Source organism: Streptomyces coacervatus (assembly GCF_029223485.1).
Lineage (GTDB): Bacteria > Actinomycetota > Actinomycetes > Streptomycetales > Streptomycetaceae > Streptomyces > Streptomyces coacervatus.
In genome coordinates this window covers 158727-175928 of the sequence record NZ_JARHTP010000002.1, presented here as the reverse complement: position 1 = coordinate 175928, position 17202 = coordinate 158727, and the positions used below count along the sequence as shown (strand labels likewise).

Annotated in this window: 17 protein-coding genes and 1 pseudogene; 6 read left to right on the top strand and 12 right to left on the bottom strand. The window is 70.5% G+C overall.

The window, feature by feature from the left end; translation table 11 throughout:
* Window positions 1-99 precede the first annotated feature (99 nt).
* Both P2Q00_RS04525 and P2Q00_RS04520 read left to right on the top strand, forming a co-directional pair.
* Complete coding sequence (locus tag P2Q00_RS04525; protein WP_275769787.1) at window positions 100-1314, top strand: DUF6777 domain-containing protein; 1215 nt, start codon at window positions 100-102, stop codon at window positions 1312-1314.
* A gap of 117 nt (window positions 1315-1431) precedes the next feature.
* On the top strand, window positions 1432-1887 hold the full coding sequence (locus P2Q00_RS04520) for an ATP-binding protein (RefSeq protein ID WP_275769785.1): 456 nt from the start codon (window positions 1432-1434) through the stop codon (window positions 1885-1887).
* A 57-nt stretch (window positions 1888-1944) separates the two neighbouring features.
* Here P2Q00_RS04520 and P2Q00_RS04515 read toward each other — a convergent pair whose 3' ends face one another.
* On the bottom strand, window positions 1945-2832 hold the full coding sequence (locus P2Q00_RS04515) for an RNA polymerase sigma factor SigF (RefSeq protein WP_275769783.1): 888 nt from the start codon (window positions 2830-2832) through the stop codon (window positions 1945-1947).
* A 105-nt stretch (window positions 2833-2937) separates the two neighbouring features.
* Window positions 2938-3717 carry a class I SAM-dependent methyltransferase gene (locus P2Q00_RS04510; protein ID WP_275770722.1) on the bottom strand — a complete coding sequence of 260 codons (780 nt, stop codon included), beginning with the start codon at window positions 3715-3717 and terminating at the stop codon, window positions 2938-2940.
* A gap of 87 nt (window positions 3718-3804) precedes the next feature.
* Here P2Q00_RS04510 and P2Q00_RS04505 point away from each other — a divergent pair, with 87 nt between their 5' ends.
* Window positions 3805-4197 (top strand): helix-turn-helix domain-containing protein, encoded by a 393-nt coding sequence (locus P2Q00_RS04505; protein WP_275769780.1) that lies wholly within the window; start codon window positions 3805-3807, stop codon window positions 4195-4197.
* 21 nt (window positions 4198-4218) lie between these two features.
* Here the strand turns inward: P2Q00_RS04505 and P2Q00_RS04500 are convergent, their stop codons facing one another.
* The 3 genes from P2Q00_RS04500 to P2Q00_RS04490 form a co-directional block, all read right to left on the bottom strand.
* Window positions 4219-4821 (bottom strand): ClpP family protease, encoded by a 603-nt coding sequence (locus P2Q00_RS04500; RefSeq protein ID WP_275769779.1) that lies wholly within the window; start codon window positions 4819-4821, stop codon window positions 4219-4221.
* Between the two features lies 1 nt (window position 4822).
* On the bottom strand, window positions 4823-5461 hold the full coding sequence (locus tag P2Q00_RS04495) for a ClpP family protease (RefSeq protein ID WP_275769778.1): 639 nt from the start codon (window positions 5459-5461) through the stop codon (window positions 4823-4825).
* A 108-nt stretch (window positions 5462-5569) separates the two neighbouring features.
* Complete coding sequence (locus P2Q00_RS04490; protein WP_275769777.1) at window positions 5570-6775, bottom strand: epoxide hydrolase family protein; 1206 nt, start codon at window positions 6773-6775, stop codon at window positions 5570-5572.
* A 123-nt stretch (window positions 6776-6898) separates the two neighbouring features.
* Here P2Q00_RS04490 and P2Q00_RS04485 point away from each other — a divergent pair, with 123 nt between their 5' ends.
* Entirely contained in the window at window positions 6899-7381 is a 483-nt protein-coding gene (locus tag P2Q00_RS04485; protein WP_275769776.1) for a VOC family protein, read from the top strand.
* A 69-nt stretch (window positions 7382-7450) separates the two neighbouring features.
* Here the strand turns inward: P2Q00_RS04485 and P2Q00_RS04480 are convergent, their stop codons facing one another.
* A complete protein-coding gene (locus tag P2Q00_RS04480; RefSeq protein WP_275769775.1) occupies window positions 7451-9979 on the bottom strand; it encodes a glycoside hydrolase family 127 protein in 2529 nt (842 codons plus the stop codon).
* A 167-nt stretch (window positions 9980-10146) separates the two neighbouring features.
* Window positions 10147-10611, bottom strand: a complete 465-nt coding sequence (locus tag P2Q00_RS04475) for an ATP-binding cassette domain-containing protein (protein ID WP_425579492.1) — start codon at window positions 10609-10611, stop codon at window positions 10147-10149.
* Here P2Q00_RS04475 and P2Q00_RS04470 point away from each other — a divergent pair.
* Window positions 10560-11150, top strand: coding sequence for an ABC transporter permease (locus P2Q00_RS04470; protein ID WP_275769773.1), 591 nt, complete (start codon window positions 10560-10562; stop codon window positions 11148-11150). The two genes, P2Q00_RS04475 and P2Q00_RS04470, sit on opposite strands and share 52 nt — an antisense overlap.
* A gap of 74 nt (window positions 11151-11224) precedes the next feature.
* Window positions 11225-11521 (top strand): annotated as a pseudogene (locus P2Q00_RS04465) (TetR family transcriptional regulator C-terminal domain-containing protein); the annotation flags it as partial.
* 92 nt (window positions 11522-11613) lie between these two features.
* Here P2Q00_RS04465 and P2Q00_RS04460 read toward each other — a convergent pair.
* From P2Q00_RS04460 to P2Q00_RS04440, 5 genes are all read right to left on the bottom strand, one after another.
* Window positions 11614-12528: an SGNH/GDSL hydrolase family protein gene (locus P2Q00_RS04460; protein WP_275769771.1), complete on the bottom strand. Its 915-nt coding sequence runs from the start codon at window positions 12526-12528 to the stop codon at window positions 11614-11616.
* Window positions 12529-12610: 82 nt separating this feature from the next.
* Window positions 12611-14281, bottom strand: coding sequence for a hybrid sensor histidine kinase/response regulator (locus tag P2Q00_RS04455; RefSeq protein WP_275769769.1), 1671 nt, complete (start codon window positions 14279-14281; stop codon window positions 12611-12613).
* Between the two features lie 29 nt (window positions 14282-14310).
* Window positions 14311-14985 carry a response regulator transcription factor gene (locus P2Q00_RS04450; protein ID WP_275769766.1) on the bottom strand — a complete coding sequence of 225 codons (675 nt, stop codon included), beginning with the start codon at window positions 14983-14985 and terminating at the stop codon, window positions 14311-14313.
* A gap of 233 nt (window positions 14986-15218) precedes the next feature.
* Window positions 15219-16097, bottom strand: coding sequence for a geranyl diphosphate 2-C-methyltransferase (locus tag P2Q00_RS04445; RefSeq protein WP_275769764.1), 879 nt, complete (start codon window positions 16095-16097; stop codon window positions 15219-15221).
* A 47-nt stretch (window positions 16098-16144) separates the two neighbouring features.
* Window positions 16145-17194: a family 2 encapsulin nanocompartment cargo protein terpene cyclase gene (locus P2Q00_RS04440; protein ID WP_275769762.1), complete on the bottom strand. Its 1050-nt coding sequence runs from the start codon at window positions 17192-17194 to the stop codon at window positions 16145-16147.
* Window positions 17195-17202: the final 8 nt, after the last annotated feature.

Below are 17202 nucleotides of genomic sequence, written 5' to 3'. Positions count from 1 at the left end.
TTGCGGGCGGCATGGGACCGGAGCACACAATGGGGGCGAAGGAAGAAAGCGGTACAACTCGGGGTAGTCCGCTGGAAACCGCGTCGGGAAGAAGAGCTCGTGAGCGTCGAACCTCCGTCCTCCGGCCGCCCCACAGGCCCCCCTTCCGGCCCGCTCTCGGGCCCCTCCCAGCCTCCCTCGGGCCCACCCTCGCAACCACCGGGCAGCAGCGGCGGCGGCACACCCTCGCCGCCACCCCACCGACCCTGGTGGAGGTCCGCGCCCCGCGTCGCCGTGCTCACCACCGCGGTGGTCGCCGCCGTGGTCCTGGCCGTGGTGTTCACCCGCTCCGGCGGCGGCTCGGGCAAGGGCGGCGAGGTCTTCCTGCAGGCCGCGGGAAAGACCGGCCCCGACCCGTTCACCGAGTCGACGGCGAAGCACAGCTCCGCCCCGCCCGTCTCCGCCACCCCGGCCACCGAATCGGCGCCGGCGAACGCGGTACGGGGCGTCGACGGCGGCGCGCCCGGACTGTACGGCGGCACCCGCAACATCTCCAGCTGTGATGTGGAGCAGCAGATCAGGGCCCTCCATGCGGCCCCGGCGAAGAACAAGGCGTTCGCCTCGGTCGCCGGCGTCGGCCCCGCCCAGGTCCCCGCCTACCTCCGCTCGCTCACCCCCGTGCAGCTGCGCATGGACACCCGCGTCACCAACCACGGCTACCGCGACGGCGCCGCCACCGGCTACCAGGCCGTCCTGCAGGCGGGCACGGCCGTCCTCGTCGACGGCCACGGCCTGCCCCGGGTGCGCTGCGCCTGCGGCAACCCGCTGACGCCGCCCGTCGCCCAGCAGACCACCCCGAAGCGGACCGGCGACACCTGGCCGTCGTACCGCTCCTCGAACGTCGTCGTGGTCACCCCCGCACCGCAGATCATCAACATCTTCGTCATCTACGACCCCGACCACGACGAATGGATCGCCCGGCACCGGGGCGACACGGGCCACCACGACCACCGCACCGAGCCGCCGGTCAAACCCTCCCCGTCGGTGAGCGTGTCCACGCCGACGGCACCGTCCTCGCCGTCGTCCCCGTGCGCCTCCTCGCCCGGTGCGAGCACGGGCACACCCACCCCCTCCAAGACCTCCTGTCCGCCGACGTCGACCGCCCCGTCCTCCCCGACGCCGAGCTCCGAATCACCCTCCACCGAGCCCGGGACGACCCAGCCGGAATCACCCGGACCCTCCTCTCTTCAGCCGCCCTCCGCCTCCGATACGACGACCCAGGCGTCGGCCGGGACCACCGCCCCGTACAGTGCTGCCGAGTCGACCACCCCATGACCGGCGTTCCGCGTGGAAGCGGACACATCGGCCCGGACGGGGACTGCCGGGCGCGACTCGGGGTAGCAGGACTGATGCAGCAGCGTCCGGCCAGGCCGGCTTCCGAGAGAGAAATGCATGATCGAGCACGTGGGCGGGGCAGTGATACCGACTGGTTTCGACGTGCCCGTGGAACCGCTACGGCGGGCGGCGCACTACACCGGCGAAGCGGGATGCATCGCCGAGGCACGGTCCTTCGCCGCGCACTTCGTTGGCCGGCTGCGCACCGAGTGGTGCGCCGAGATCGACGACCGCGCCGAGGACGAGGTGCTGCTGGTCGTGAGCGAACTGGTCACCAACGCGGACCGGCACAGCAACGGGCCGTACATCCTGGAGCTCGAAGGCACGGACACCTCGGTGACGGTGTGCGTCTACGACAGCAGTGCAGCCCTGCCGCGCCGCTTCCCGCGGGACCCCGAGCGCGTCGGCCGGCACGGCCTGGAGATCGTCCATGTGCTGGCGACGCGGGTCACCGTGGAGCGGGTACCGGTCGGCAAGCGGGTGTCCGCCGTGGTGGGTCTGAACGGCACGTGACCGCGGGGGTCGCCTGTGTCGGCGACCGCCGCGGTCACGGGAGCGAGTGGCTGTCCTTCACGCGCAGCCGAGTTCGCCCAGCATTCCCTCGCGCAGCTGTGCGATGATCCGTTTGATCAGGCGGGACACATGCATCTGCGAGCAGCCGAGCCGTGCGCCGATCTCCGCCTGGGTGGCCTCCTCCACGAACCTCATGTGGATGATCTGCCGGTCGCGCTCGCCGAGTTCCGCCATGAGCGGGGCCAGCGACTGGCAGTCCTCGACGAGCCGCAGCCCGTCCTCCTCCACGCCGATGAAGTCGGCGAGTACCGCCTCGCCGCCCTCCGCCCCCTCGCCGGTGAGCGCGGCGTCCAGGGACGAGGAGTTGTAGCCGTTGGACGCTATCTGCGCCTCGATCACCTCGTCCTCGGGGATGTTCATCAAGGTGGCGAGCTCGGGCACCGTCGGCTCCCGGTCCAGCCGGCTGGCGAGTTCCTCGCGCGCCTTGGCCAGCTCGACACGCAGCTCCTGCAGCCGGCGCGGCACATGCACCGCCCAGGTGGTGTCACGGAAGAAACGCTTGATCTCGCCGACGATGTACGGCAGAGCGAACGACGTGAACTCGACCTCGCGGGACACCTCGAACCGGTCGATCGCCTTGATCAGGCCGATCATTCCGGTCTGGACGATGTCCTCCATGTCGTCGCCGCGTCCCCGGAACCGCCCGGCCGCGAACCGCACCAGTGAGATGTTCATCTCGATGAGCGTGTTGCGCGCGTACTGGAATTCGTACGTGCCCTCCTCGAGTTCCGAGAGGCGCTGGAAGAACTGACGGGAAAGCTCCCGTGCATCACGCGGAGCCACGGTCCGCGGCTCCGCGATCCCCGGCAGTGGTCCATCACCCGTGCAGGTCCCGGCGGTCTTCTCGACGACCTCTGCCTCCGACCGTTCCACGGCGGTGTCCATGTCCTCTCCCACGAAGTCACGGTTCGACGTCTGTCTGCGGCGTGCCCTTCTGGATGCGACTACCCGGTCTGCGCCGGTACATGCCCGCAGCCGGGAGAGGACACCTCACTCCGTGGCCCGGGTGCCCATGATCAGTTCATGGAGGTAGCGCTTGGTGACGGTTCCGCCGTACTGCGAGTCGATCAGTTGCCGCAGGCACGTCAGCAGGCCGTGCCGTGCCGTCGCGTTCAGCGCGCGGAGGCCCGAGTAGGTGAGCAGGACGTCGATGTACTGGTCGGTGGTGTAGGTGATGTCCTGGGTGCGACGCGCCATGGTGATCTGCTCGAAGTGCGCGAAGTCGTCCAACTCGCCCGTGTACATGGTGACGTCGGACGCCGGCTGCAGGCGCAGACCGGGCGGTGTGTCCGGATCCCAGCGCTCGTAGCAGTCCTGGGCTCGGGCGAAGAACTCCACGGTGCCGCCGGCCACGTGCTCCGTGGTGACGAGGGCGAGCCGCCCGCCGGCGCGCAGCGCCTGCGCCGCCTTGACCACCCGCACCGCCGGGTCGATCCAGTGGAACGCGGTGGCGCACACCACCAGGTCGAACGGATCGGAGGGCAGCTCCCAGCGCTCGAACTCCGCCACCTGCACCTCCACCCGCGGGAACGCGCTGAGCCGCTGCCGGGCCACGCCCGCCATCGCGTCACCCAGCTCCACCGCGGTGATACGGCAGCCGAACTGCGCCAGCGCAAGGGTGAGTTGGCCGGTGCCCGGGCCGATCTCCAGGACCCGGCTGTCCGGGCCGAGGCCACTCGCGCGGGCCAGTTCGTCGACCAGGGCGCGGGGGTACCGCGGCCGAGCCCGGTCGTACAACTCGGCAGCCTCGTTGAACGTCTCCCGCAACACCGTCATCGCACCCTTCGCCGCTGAGATTCCACCCAGGGCAGAATGCCGATCTCTTCCCATCGGGGCGAGGGAATTTAGTCTGAACTGGTGAGCAGCCGAGCGCCGAACGAAGCCCATGTCATTCCGCTGCGCCGCCCGCAGGGCGAGCGCCCCGCCGCATCTCCCGCGCCGCCCAGGGAACCCCTGTGGCGCGACCTCGTCGGCGACGTCCTGCGGCGCGAACGCCTCGCTCAGGAGCGCACCCTGAAGGACGTGGCCGACGCGGCCCGGATCTCCATGCCGTATCTCTCCGAGGTGGAGCGCGGCCGCAAGGAGGCCTCCTCGGAGGTCCTCGCGGCCGCCGCCCACGCCCTGGGACTCGGCCTCGGCGACCTGCTGTCGCGGGCGCAGGGAGAGCTCGTCCGGGTCACCAGCCGGCAGTCCGGCAGGAGCCGGAGCACGTCCACTTCGCCGTACAACGGGATGTGCCTGGCCGCTTGACGGCGCTCCCCGGCCGGCGCCTCAGACCGTGACGAGGCGCCGGCTCAGCACCTGGTCGGCCAGGCCGTAGGCCACCGCCTCCTCGGCGGTGAACACCTTGTCGCGGTCCATGTCCGCGCGCAGCGTCGCGATGTCGTGCCCGGTGTGCCGGGCCAGGACCTCCTCGACCTGGGAGCGGATCCGGACCATCTCCTTGGCCTGCAGCGCGAGATCGGAGATCGTGCCCCGGCTGCCCCCGGCGGCCGGCTGCCCGAGCAGCACCCGCGCGTGCTCCAGCACGATCCGCCGCCCGGGGTCCCCGCCGGCCAACAGGACGGCTGCCGTGGAGGCCGCCTGCCCGACGCAGACCGTCGAGATCGGTGTCTGCACATAGGTCATCGCGTCGTAGATCGCCATGAGTGAAGTGAACGATCCGCCGGGCGAGTTGAGGTAGATCGCGATTTCGCTGTCCGGTGCCGACGACTCCAGATGGAGCAGTTGCGCGATGACGACGTTGGCGACGCCGTCGTCGATCTCGGTGCCGAGGAAGATGATCCGCTCGGACAGCAGCCGGCTGAACACGTCGGAGGAGCGCTCGCCGTGCGCGGTGCGCTCGACGACGTACGGAATCGTGTAGTTGCCCATGTCACAGCCCCATCCGTCGCTTCGAGGCGGCCGGGCGGACGTCCGCGAGGGACTCCAGGACCCGGTCCACCATGCCGTACTCCCTGGCCTCCTCGGCCGTGAACCAGCGGTCGCGGTCGCCGTCCCGGGCGATGGTCTGGGGGGTCTGGCCCGTGTTCTCGGCGATGAGCCGTTCCATGGTCCGCTTGGTGTGCTCCAGGTTCTCCGCCTGGATCTCGATGTCGGCGGTGGTGCCGCCGATGCCCGCCGACCCCTGGTGCATCATGATCCGCGCGTTCGGCAGGGCGTACCGCTTGCCGGGCGTGCCGCCGCAGAGCAGGAACTGGCCCATGCTGGCCGCGAAGCCCATGGCGAGCGTCGAGACGTCGTTCGGGATCAGCCGCATCGTGTCGTAGATCGCCAGACCCGCGTGCACCGATCCGCCCGGGCTGTTGATGTACAGGCTGATGTCGGTGCGCGGATCCTCCGCGGACAGCAGGAGCAGCTGGGCGCAGACCCGGTTCGCGGAGACCTCGTCGACCTGGGTGCCGAGGAACACGATCCGCTGGCCGAGGAGTTGGGCTGCGAGATGGTCGTCGTGCCGGCTGGGCGGCGTGTCGCCCTCCTCGGCGCGGGGCGAGAGCGTGGTCAGTGGAGTCATGGTTTCTCCCGTCGAGCGGTGATGCCGTCGACTCCACTCTTGGCCCCGCCTCGGCCTGCTGTCCGGTTTCTCTGCCCGTGGCAGATTCGCCACGGGCAGAGCCTGCTCTCAGCCCTTCTCGCGCAGCTGCCGGAAGAACGCCCGCACGTCGTCCACCAGCAGGTCCGGCTCCTCCATCGCAGCGAAGTGCCCGCCCCGGTCGAGCTCCGTCCAGCGCACGATGTTCTCCGTGCGCTCCGCCTTGTGGCGCAGCGGGATCTGGGGGTCGCCGGGGAAGGACGCCACCGCGGTCGGGGCGGTCGAGGGCTCGTGCGGGGCGGCGATGCGCTCGCCCTTGGCGTGGCCGCGCTCGTAGTAGATGCGGGCGGACGAACCCGCCGTGCCCGTCAGCCAGTAGAGCATCACGTTGGTGAGCATCTGGTCCCGGTCGACGGCCTCCTCGGGCAGTTTGCCGGAGTCCGTCCACTCCTGGAACTTCTCGACGATCCAGGCGAGTTGGCCGACCGGAGAGTCCGTGAGCGCGTACGAGAGGGTTTGCGGCCGGGTGGCCTGGAGCTGGGCGTAGCCGGCTCCCTCCCGGAACCAGGCGTCCCACTTGCGCCACGACAGCAGGGTCCGTTCCCGCTCCTCGGGGCCGAGCGCCCGCAACTCCTCCTCGGTCGGTTCGGTCGCAGCCTGGGCGCCGGGCAGCAGATTGAGGTGGACGCCGATCACCCGCTGCGGGTGGACACGGCCCAGCGCACGGGAGATCGCGGCGCCCCAGTCGCCGCCCTGTGCGCCGAATCGCTCGTAGCCGAGGCGCGTCATGAGTTCGGCCCATGCGTCGGCGATCCGGCGCGCCTCCCAGCCGGTCTGACGGGTGGGTCCGGAGAACCCGAAGCCCGGAATGCTCGGCAGCACCACGTGGAAGGCGTCGGCCCGGTCGCCGCCGTGCGCGACCGGGTCCGTCAGGGGACCGACGATCTCCAGGAACTCGACGATCGACCCCGGCCAGCCGTGCGTGACGATCAGCGGGGTGGCGTCGGGCTCGGGGGAGCGGATGTGCGCGAAGTGCACCTGCGCTCCGTCGATCTCGGTCGTGAACTGCGGCCACTCGTTCAGCCGCGCCTCGGCCGCCCGCCAGTCGTACTCGTGCCGCCAGTACCCGGCCAGTTCCCGCAGATAGTCCGAGGGCACCCCATACGCCCATCCGACCCCGGGCAGCTCGTCGGGCCAGCGGGTGCGGTCGAGGCGGTCGTGGAGGTCGTCGAGGTCGTGCTGCGGGATGTCGATGCGGAAGGGACGGAGGCCGCTGCCGGCGGACGGAGTCGTCATGACCGCGATGCTAGTTCCGAACCGTGTAGCCGCCATCTGGATTAACCGGTCGCCCGACCGATGAGTTCCGGCGCGAGGATCAGTCGACACAGGTGACCGCGTTCCACGCCCCAGGAGGTGCTCATGACCACCGACGGATTCACCACGTGTCTCTGGTACGACGGCCAGGCCGAGGAGGCCGCCCACTTCTACGTGTCGATCTTCAAGAACTCCAGCATCGGTCGCGTCGGCCGCAACGTCGAGGGAGGAGCGGGCCCCGCCGGCTCGGTGCTGGCGGTGGAGTTCACGGCCAACGGCCAGAAGTTCGTCGCGCTGAACGGCGGCCCGCAGTTCAAGTTCAACGAGTCGGTCTCCTTCCAGATCTTCTGCGCGGACCAGGAGGAGATCGACTACTACTGGACCAAGCTGACCGAGGGCGGCGGCGAGCCCGGCCCCTGTGGCTGGCTCAAGGACAGGTACGGCCTGTCCTGGCAGGTCGTGCCCGACAAGCTCATCGACATGATCAGCGATGCGGACCAGGAGAAGGCGTCCCGCACGACCAAGGCGTTCATGGCGATGAGCAAGTTCGACATCGCCGCCCTGGAGAGGGCCTACGCGGGGGAGTGACACCCACTGAGCAGCGGCCGGTCCGCCCTCCACGGGGGAGGGGGCGGACCGGCCGCACCTGCGCCTCCACTACGCGGAGGAGGCCTGAGCCAGCGCCGCCACCTCGGCGGCGCTCAGTGCTTTGCCGTAGACCCGGAAGTCGTCGACGGCGCCCTTCAGATACGGATCGGCGTACTGCGACCGGCCGAGGTACCCGGCGCGGATGTGGTTGCCGAAGTGGCGCGGCTCCACGGTGACGCTCGCGTTCCGGCCGGCTTCGGCGCCGTCGACGTACAGGACGGCACTCCCGCCGCCGTAGGCCACCGCCACGTGCACCCAGCGGCCGGCGGGCAGTGGATCGGCGTCGATGCGCTGCTCGCCGCCCGCACCGCCGGCGGTGATCGCGAACCGCAGGGTGCCGTCGCCGCTGAGCGGGGTGAGGAACAGGTTGGCGGTGACGCCGGTGCCGATGTCGAAGATCCGGCTCCAGGCGCCCGGCTGCCCGTCCAGCCGTACCCAGGCGGCGAGGGAGTACGCGGAGGCGCCCGCCAACAGGTCATCGGCCAGGGCGACATGGCCGTCCCCTCCGTCCAGCGCCACGGCCCCGCCGATCCGCCCGGACGCCGACCATGAGGCACCGCCCACCAGTTGGGCCGCCTTGCCGTTGCCGGTCGCGTCGGCCGCGGTGGTGCCCGACGTCTCGTCGAAACGGTGCCAGGCGGCGAACTGCGGGGGCGGGGGCGGGGGTTCGCCGGTCAGCCAGTACACCGAGTAGTGCTGGTGATGGACGCGGGCGATGGGCAGCAGGGTCACGTCCTCGCCGTCGGCGCGGGCGGTGAAGCGCAGCGGGTTCGACGACGTCTGCCGTACGGAGCCGACGTCGAGGCGGGGCAGCCAGGAGTTCGCCCGGTCGCCGTAGGCTCCCGCCAGGACCACCGGGCCGTGCAGCACCGCCTGGACGTCGGGGTCGTCGGGGGTCGCCTCGACGGCCGTGCGCATCGGCAGGGACACCTCGACCCGGTCGCCGGTGCGCCAGGCGCGCTCCACGGTGAGCCAGCTGCCGGGCTTCGGGCGGTCGGGCAGCGCACTGCCGTTGAGGGTGGCCTGGGCGCCCGAGGCCCAGGACGGGATACGGACCTGCAGCCGGTGCGTGGCGCCCCCGGCGGTCACCGTCAAGGCGGTCGTGGAGCTGTCGGGGAAGCCGGTGGTCTGCCGCCAGGTGATGCCCTGCTCACGCCAGACGACCTGCGACGGGATGAACAGGTTGACCAGCAGGCCCCGGTCGTCGTGCGTGTAGATCGTGTCGGCGAGCTTGGCCTGCGTCTCCATGCCCGTGCCGTGGTCGCAGGAGAAGTTGTCGTAGTCGGTGGAGTAGGCGTTCGGGTCGGTGCCCATGAAGGACGGCTGACGTTTGAACGAACCGGGTGCCAGACCGGTGTAGTAGATGTTGAAGCCGTGCGCGGAGTTAGGGTCCTGCTCGCCCAGCATCTGGTTGAACAGGGTGCGCTCGTAGTAGTCGAGCAGGTCGGTGCGGTCCGGTGTGTGGCAGTGCAGCAGCCGGGTCAGCTTCAGCATGTTGTAGCTGTTGCAGTTCTCGCAGGTGTTGTCGGACAACTGCCCGGCGACGACATCCGGTTCGTGGAAGGCCTCGCCGTTGCTGTTGCCGCCGATGACGTACGAGTGATGGTCGGTGACGATCTGCCAGAAGTTCGCGGCGACCGTGCGGTAGCGCTCGGGCCGGCCCTCCTCCCACAGCCGCAGGGCGCCGACCATCTTCGGGATCTGCGTGTTGGCGTGCAGACCGGCGAGCCGGTCCTCGTTCCGGGCCAGCGGGTCGAAGACACGGGCGTGGGTGAAGCGCTCGGCGACGTCGAGCCACTTGCCGTCTCCGGTGAGGGCGTGCAGATCGGCGAGCACGTCGTTCATCCCGCCGAACTCGGTCTCCAGCACCCGCTGCATCTGCTCGTACGACAGCTTTGCGGTGCGCGCATCGACCCACCGCGCCTGCTGGAGCACCACGTCCAGGGCCTGCTCGTTCCCGGCCAGCCGGTACTGCTCGACCAGTCCCGCCATGATTTTGTGGATCGTGTAGTACGGCGCCCACACCCCGCTCCCGGCCTCCAGCCGGTCGAAGAAGCTCTCCGGGAACGCGGACAGATAGCCCTTGCCGAACCCGGCGGCGGGCGAGGCGGCCTGGCACTTGGCGAGTTCGGCGACGAGGGTGCGGCCCTTGTCCCGTAACGCCGTCTCCCCGGTGTTCGCGTAGGCGAGGGCGAGCCCGGACAGCAGATGGCCGGTGGAGTGGCCGCGCAGCTCCACGCTCGGCTCCTCCCAGCCTCCGCAGGGCTGTGCGGTGCTGGGCAGGCCGACGTTGGTTCGGAAGGTGTGCAGCAGCCGGTCGAGGCCGACGAAGCGCAGATAGGCCGAGTTGCGGCGCTGATTGTCCCGGAAGGGGCTGTCGAGCAGGGCCACCGCGGTGAGGGGGAAGGGCCGCACCGGGGTCGCGGCGGCCGGGGCGGCTCCGGCGGCGTGCGCGGTCCCTGTGCCTGCGAGGGCGAGAGCCGCCGAGGCGGTACCGGTGGCGGCGAGGAACTGACGTCTGCCGAGGGGTGGGGTCATCACCGATGTCCTTTGCATGTCGAGGAGCCGGGGTGACGGTGTCCCTCCATCCCCCACTCCGGTTCGAAATACCGAATGTTGTGCGACATGCTGTGCGGTGGACACGTTATGCGTCTGCTGTGTGATGTCAACAGCGCTTGCTGGGGCGGAAGTTGCGCGCGGTGGGTTCAGGACTCGTTGCGCCCGCTGTGCTCGCTGTCCAGCAGGAGCACGTGCAACTCGGCAGCGCGGCGGGCCAGTTGCTCCGCCTGGTCGGCCTCGGTACGGGTGCGGGGCCGGGGAAGCGTGATGTCGAGGACCGTATGGATCCGGCCGGGGCGGGGAGTGAGGACGACCACCCGGTCGGCGAGCAGGACCGCCTCGTCCACGGAGTGGGTGACGAGGACGACGGTGGTCGGATGCTCTTGGTGCGTACGCTGCAACTCGGCGCACAACTCGTCCAGGGTGAGCGCGTCGAGCGCGGAGAAGGGCTCGTCCATCAGCAGGACCCGGGGGCGCTGCATGAGCGAGCGGCACAGCCCCACCCGCTGCTGCATCCCGCCGGACAGCTCGTGCGGAAGCCGCCGCTGAAAGCCGTCGAGTGCTCCGCCAGACCTGGCAGACGTTCGCCGAGACGGCGGTCGGCTTCGCACTGGCCGTGGCAGCGGGCCTTGCCACGGCCGTGCTGCTCACAGCCTCCCGCACCGTGGAACGCGCGGTGATGCCGCTCCTGGTGGCCGTCAACGCGGTCCCCAAGATCGCGGTCGCACCGCTCCTCGTGGTCTGGCTGGGCTTCGGCACCGCCCCCAAGGTGTTCATGGTCGCCCTGCTCGCCTGGTTCCCCGTCGTGGTGGCGACGATGGCCGGGCCGACCCCGGTACCCCTGGAACTGACCGAACTGGCGCGCTCGCTCACCGCCTCCCGCTGGCAGACCTACCGCAAACTACGCATTCCCCGGGCGCTGCCCCAGGTCTTCACCGGGCTGCGACTCGGCGTCACCCTGGCCGTCGTCGGCGAGTTCGCGGGCGGCGACCAAGGCCTCGGCTACGTCATCGTGGCCTCCGGCGGCAACGCCGACACCCCCCGCGCCTTCGCCGCGATGGCCTTGCTCAGCGTTATGAGCGTGCTGCTCTTCTACCTCGTCGTGCTGCTGGAGCGGCTGCTGCCGTGGGCCCGAGAGGTCAGCGGCTGAGCGCGGCCGCCGGGGTGTCCGTGGGCACCGTCACCTACCACTTCGGCAGCGTGCAGGAGATCCTCTCCGAGGCCATGGTGCTGCGCATCGAGCGGTACTACGCCGAGCTCAGCGAGGCCGCCGAGCAGGCGACCACGGGGGCCGAGGCGCTTCGGCTGCTCGTCGACGCGCTGTTCACCGAGGACACCTACCGGGCCTGGCGGATGTGGTTCGACTACTGGAACGCGGGCGAGCAGGGCACGGACGAGGCCTTCGCGCGCGGCCAGGCCGAACGCTACGAGGCCTGGCACCTGCAGATCCGCGAACTGGCCGAACGAGGCGTCGCCGACGGCGAGTTCGACTCCGACGACCTCGACGGCTGCACCATCCGCCTTGCCGCCCTCGCCGACGGCCTCGCCCTGCAAAGGCTGCGCCAGCCACCCCCCGTTGAGCACCCAGGAGGCCCGGCGGCACCTCAACCGGCTCATCGAGAACGAACTCGTTCCCCGATCACGCGCGTGATCTCGCGGGTGATCCGCAGGATGCCCGGGGAGCGCACCGGGCATGGCTTCGGCGTGGAAGTGGTGGGCGCCAGACAGAAGTGCAGATAGTCCTTGTCGAGGTGGAGAGCGGTCCGGTCGCGGTTCGACTGGGTGCAGTAGTCCGGGTGTTCGTGCTCGTAGGAGGTGCACGGCAGATACTGGGCCCAGGTGTAGCGGGCCCTTGTGGGACTCACCGTGGCGCCCCCGTCGGCGACCATGTCGCCCGAGGCGGCGGCCTGCTTCTCGTACATCTCGTTCACGCGCCGCACCCGGTCGGGGGTGATCGGGTCCGGGCCCTGCAGCACCCACACGATCTTCGGACGCTTGCTGCCGCCCGCCGCGGCGATCTGCTCGGTGAGGCGGCTCAGGTCGGCCTTGTAGCGCGTGAAGTACTTCTGCTGCGAGGCGTTGTACGTGATGCCGTCCATGCACCACGTGTAGCCCCACGCGTTGCCCCAGAACTGCATGACCACATAGTCCGGATGCTGCGCACGGACCAGCGCGGCCGCCTTGTCCGCGTCCGGCACCAGCGACTTCGCCCCGGTGCCCTCCAGATAGTCGCACAACGTGGTGCCCGAGTACGGCGCGCTCGTGTACTTCGCCTTCAGGTCCCTGCGCAGCTCCTGCCCGAGCACGTTCTGGGCCTCCATCGCGAGCGAGTCCCCGAGGTACAGCACGCGCGGCGCCACGGCGGGCACGTCGGGGGAGGCGGGCGCCCTTTGGTGGGTCGTCGCGGCGGACGCTCCCGGTACGGCGGGGGAGGGCGGCGTCTGTTCCGGCCCTGACGACGGGTCGCCGCACGCGCCGAGCAGCAGCACTCCGCTCAGCAGCATCCCCACGAACCACGGCTTCCGCATACGGCAACTCCTGCCCCGGCAGGCGAAAACGGCTCCTCAGGCAAGCACAAGCGGGCCCAACGCGGAAGACACGCGGGTGAGTTCAGGCGCGGTCCTGCCGCTCCAGCCGCTGAAGGACATCCAGCAGATCGGTCAGCGGCAGCGGTTTGGCCAGGTGGGCGTCGAACCCGGCCGCCCGGGACAGCGCGCGGTCGGTGCCCTGGCTGAACCCGGACACCGCGATGAGGCGCAGCCTGTCGCCGTCCGGCCGCGCGCGCAGGGCGCGTGCGACCGCGTAGCCGTCGATGTCCGGCAGGCCCAGGTCGCACAGGACGACGTCGAAGGCGCCGGCCTCGGCGGCGGCGAGGGCGTCCCGGCCCGTGTGCACCACCGTGACCTGGTGGCCCTGGCGTTCCAGCAGGGTGCGGTAGGTCGCGGCCAGGTCCACGTTGTCCTCGACGATCAGGAGGGACAGCCGGCGAGTGGCGCTCCGGACGGCCGCAGGCCGACCCTGCCGCGGAGCCGTGGCGTCGGTCGTCGGCAGGAGCACCGCGAAGGACGCGCCCTTGCCCGGGCCGTCGCTGTGCGCGGTGATGCGTCCGCCGTGCAGCTCCACCACGGTCCGCGCCACCGCGAGCCCCAGCCCCAGGCCCTCGGGGGTGTCCGGGCCGGCCGGTGCCGCCCGCATGAACACCCCGAACAGCTCCTCGGCCCGGTCGGGGTCGAAGCCGATGCCGTCGTCCCGCACGGTCAGCCGGGCCTGCCCGCCGGCGGCCGTCAGGCCGACCTCGGTGTGTCCGCCCGGCCGGGTGTACTTGAGCGAGTTGGACAGGAGGTTCGTCAGCACCTGGGCCAGCCGCAGGCGGTCGCCGTCCACCATCACCGGCTCGGCCGGCAGGACGACGCCCAGCGTGCGGCCCTCGTGTCCGAACAGGCCCCGGATATCGGCGCACGCACCGTGCACGACGGACCGCACATCGACCGGGTCGCACACCAGCTCAAGGTGTCCGGTCACCGCCCGCGTGCCGTCCAGCAGGTCGTTGCTCATCCGCGCGAGGGTGCCCAGCTGCCGCTCCAGGACCGACAGCGCCGGATGGCCGTCCGGCATGTCGAGGGCCAGCAGTTCGGTGGCCGCGGTGGCGGCGGCGAGGGGGTTGCGCAGCTCGTGCGAGAGCGTGGCGATGAACCGGTCCTTGGCCCGCTGCTCCTCCCGCAGCCTGCGGCCCGCCGCGTCCAGGTCGTGATTGGCCCGGCTCAGCTGCTCGTTCACCTCGCGGATCTCCCGCGCCCGCACGAACAGGTCGATCTCCATGCCCTCGGCCCGCATCTGCGCATCGGCCACCGCCCGCTGCTGCTCCCGCCCCACCTTGCGCAGATGCACGAACTCCGTGACGTCCTCGACCCGGTGGATGATGTACCGCACGCGCCCGTCGTCGCCGAGCACCGGCGTGTTGACCGGACTCCAGTACCGCTCCGTGAAGGCGCCCTCCTCGCCGTCCGGGATGTCGTAGCGCTGCAGCGCCATCGTGTCCGTGCGGCCGCTCGCCGCCACCGTCTCCAGGGAACGGCGCAGGTTGGTGACGCCGTCCGCGGACGGGTCGGCCGGGTTGTCGGGAAACACGTCGAAGATCGGGTGCCCGACGATGCTCCGCTCCGTGCGGGTCGCCGTGAGATAGGCCCGGTTGACCTCGACGATCGTGAAGTCGGGGCTGAGGATGAGCAGCGGGGAGAGCGTCGCGTCGAACAGGCTCCGGAAGTCCGGCACATCGGGCATGGTCGGACCTCCGCGGCCGAAGCGGTGACTCAGGGATCGAGGCGGTAGCCGTAGCCTCGTACGGTGGTGATCCGCGGGGCCGGTGCGGGCAGGCCCGCGAGCTTGCCGCGCAGTCGGTACACGTGCTCCACCACGGTCGCGGCCTGCTGCCAGGAGGTGCCCCAGATCCGCTCCAGCAGCTGCTCCGCAGAGAACACCCGGCCCGGCGCCGCGGCCAGCATCTCCAGCAGTGCGTACTCCTTGGGGCGCAGCATCAGCAGGACACCGTCGACGGACGCCTGGCGGGCCGCCGAGTCGACGCGCAGCGCGCCCACCTGGAGCACGGTCGGCAGCTCGGGCGGCTGCGAGCGGCGCAGTACGGCGTGAATACGGGCCACCAGTTCCCGCTGCGAGAACGGCTTGACCAGGTAGTCGTCCGCGCCGATCTCCAGGCCCGCCACCCGGTCGGCCTCCGCGCCCCGCCCGGTGACGACGATGACCGGCAGCCGGCTCGTGGACCGCAGCGCCCGCAGCAGTTCCAGACCGCTGCCGTCCGGCAGCCCCAGGTCGAGGACGGCGAGATCGACGCCGCCCTCGTACAGGACGGCCTTTCCGGCGCGCGCGTCCATGGCCCAGGTGACGGTGAAGCCCGCGCGCTCCAGATAGGAACGGCACATCAGTGCGAAGTCGGGATCGTCCTCGATCAGAGCGAGGTGCGGTCGCATTCCGCATCACCCGGACCGTCTGCCGTCCGCTCGTTGTGCCGCTGATGAGCGGGCGTTGATGCCCCGACCATGTTGCGAAGGTAGAACAGTAAATGCCCACGGTTCAAGGGGGGAGCCGCCCGGGGGAACTCCGGCGCGGGCTCGTGCGATGCGGGGATACGGCATTCACCGCACGGGCCCGCGCCGGAGCGTGCGCCCCGGCGCGGGAAGTACCCACGGCGTGCGAGCGGGGATCAGACCCGGTCGGCCGCGATCAGCAGGTACTGGAAGCTGCCGTTCCGGTACGCGTTCAGAAACGTGTCCTCGATGCCCGTGACCAGGTGCTCGGCCTGTCGGCGCAACTCCCAGTAGGGGATGGCGTCGGCCGTGAGGTCCTGTACGTGGACGGGGACGAGACGGTGGCGGGCCATCGCCCGGAAGTACTCCGAGCGCGGGTGGATGTCGCAGATGTAGTGGGCGTTGATCTGGGACACCTCGCGGGACGCCCGCCCGTAGGTGTCGTTGTAGCAGCCGGTGACCACCACATAGCGCCCGCCGCGGCGCAGCAGCCGGGCGTGCTCGGCGAACAGCAGCTCCAGCTCGACGTACATGGTCGACTCGTTGTTCCAGGACGCCGCGTACCCACCGGTCGCGAAGCCGGTGTCGAGCATGTTGCGGTGGTGGTAGCGCACCCGGTCGTCGATGTCGCGCTTGCGGGCCTGCTCGTTGGCGAAGGCGGCCTGCTTCGCGGAGATCGTCACGCCGTCCGCGTGGCAGCCGTAGCGCAGATGCGCCACGACACTGCCGCCGCCGCGCCCGCAGCCGGCGTCGAAGACGCGGTCGGCGGGGGAGAGGGGGCCGAGGTGGCCGGCGAGGAGTTCGGCCTGGGCGTGTTCCAGGCGGTGCAGTTCGGTGGTGATCCGCTCCCGGCGCAGGTCGGGGTCGGACTCGTCGAGCACGGACCAGTCGGCCGCGCCGATGCCGTAGTGGTGGTGATAGAGGTCGTCGATCTTGCCGAGTTCGAGATTGACCGGGTTCTCCTCGGCGTTCCAGTAGTCCGCGACGCGGGTCTGGTACGTGGACTGGGTCGGCACCGGTGCCGGCGTGGTGTCGGCGTGGGGGGCGATGGTCAACTATGGCTCCTCGTGATGTGTCTGACAGAACGTCAGCAGAGCGGTGGTTACCAGTAGTTGGGCAGGTGGTAGCGGTGGGTGTTGGTGGCGTGCCACTCGTGGTTGCCGGCCACCCAGTCGGACAGGCCCCGGGCATAGCGCTCCACCAGGGGTGAGGTGGCGGACAGGAGGGCGGACTCGTCCTCGAAGGCCGTCATGATGTCGTTGTGGATCTCGACGGCCTTGAGATAGGCCGCTTTCAGCCCGCACCGCTCGTTGGCGGCGACGACCTGCGGCAGGTTGAGGTGGGTGGGGTCGCTCGCCAGCTCCTTGGTGAAGGAGTACAGGTCGTTGACGATGGTGGTCGCATTGCAGGCGAGTGCCGTGATGCGCTGGATCTCCGGGCGGGCGTAGACCGCTTCGGGCAGTTCGTAGCCGTCCACGGCGTCGACGATCGACAGACAGGGGCGGAAGTTGTTGAACTGCCGCATCACCAGGTACTCCCACACCTGCGGCACGTACCGGATCTCCGACCAGGCGGCCTCGGCGAGATAGCCGAGGTGCAGCCGGGCGATGTCGTGCACGAACCGGTCGGTCTGGCTCGGGGTGGCTACGACGGCATAGTCCTTCAGCGCCCAGTGGTACGAGCGCAGTGGTCCGTCGGCCTGTACACCGTGCATGGCCTGTTCCTGCAGGCCGGGGGTGCCGTGATACGGATCGAGGGCCGACTGGGCCAGGATCAGCCGGCCGCCGAGGCCGCGCGACGAGCCTCCTTTGCCCTCGTCCTCCTCGCAGTAGAGGTTGTCGACGAGGTTCTCCGCCAGCAGCAGCTTGCCCGCGACGGTCAGGCGTTCCAGGTCGGCCGCCGCCGGATGCTGGAGCACCACCGCCCGGCCGAACTGGAAGCCCGAGAAGTCCCCCGACCAAGCCTTGGGGAACAGGTCGAGGCCGTGGGCCCAGGCTTCCAGCCTGCGGTCGACCTCCTCGGCCTTCTCCGGGTCGGTGGGGGCGACCTGCCGGTACTTGAGCCCGGGGATCGCCCCGCTGCGCCGGGTGCGCAGGGTGCGGGCCAGGTCGGGCGGTCCCGGCAGCGAGGACGAGGAAGCGGGCGCGCTCATTCCGTACT

Bases quoted from the DNA above. Each gene is read 5' to 3' on its own strand.
- P2Q00_RS04520 (WP_275769785.1), top strand. From the start codon at position 1,432: ATGATCGAGCACGTGGGCGGGGCAGTGATACCGACTGGTTTCGACGTG.
- P2Q00_RS04515 (WP_275769783.1), bottom strand. From the start codon at position 2,832: ATGGACACCGCCGTGGAACGGTCGGAGGCAGAGGTCGTCGAGAAGACC.
- P2Q00_RS04500 (WP_275769779.1), bottom strand. From the start codon at position 4,821: ATGGGCAACTACACGATTCCGTACGTCGTCGAGCGCACCGCGCACGGC.
- P2Q00_RS04495 (WP_275769778.1), bottom strand. From the start codon at position 5,461: ATGACTCCACTGACCACGCTCTCGCCCCGCGCCGAGGAGGGCGACACG.
- P2Q00_RS04490 (WP_275769777.1), bottom strand. From the start codon at position 6,775: ATGACGACTCCGTCCGCCGGCAGCGGCCTCCGTCCCTTCCGCATCGAC.
- P2Q00_RS04485 (WP_275769776.1), top strand. From the start codon at position 6,899: ATGACCACCGACGGATTCACCACGTGTCTCTGGTACGACGGCCAGGCC.
- P2Q00_RS04480 (WP_275769775.1), bottom strand. From the start codon at position 9,979: ATGACCCCACCCCTCGGCAGACGTCAGTTCCTCGCCGCCACCGGTACC.
- P2Q00_RS04460 (WP_275769771.1), bottom strand. From the start codon at position 12,528: ATGCGGAAGCCGTGGTTCGTGGGGATGCTGCTGAGCGGAGTGCTGCTG.
- P2Q00_RS04455 (WP_275769769.1), bottom strand. From the start codon at position 14,281: ATGCCCGATGTGCCGGACTTCCGGAGCCTGTTCGACGCGACGCTCTCC.
- P2Q00_RS04450 (WP_275769766.1), bottom strand. From the start codon at position 14,985: ATGCGACCGCACCTCGCTCTGATCGAGGACGATCCCGACTTCGCACTG.
- P2Q00_RS04440 (WP_275769762.1), bottom strand. From the start codon at position 17,194: ATGAGCGCGCCCGCTTCCTCGTCCTCGCTGCCGGGACCGCCCGACCTG.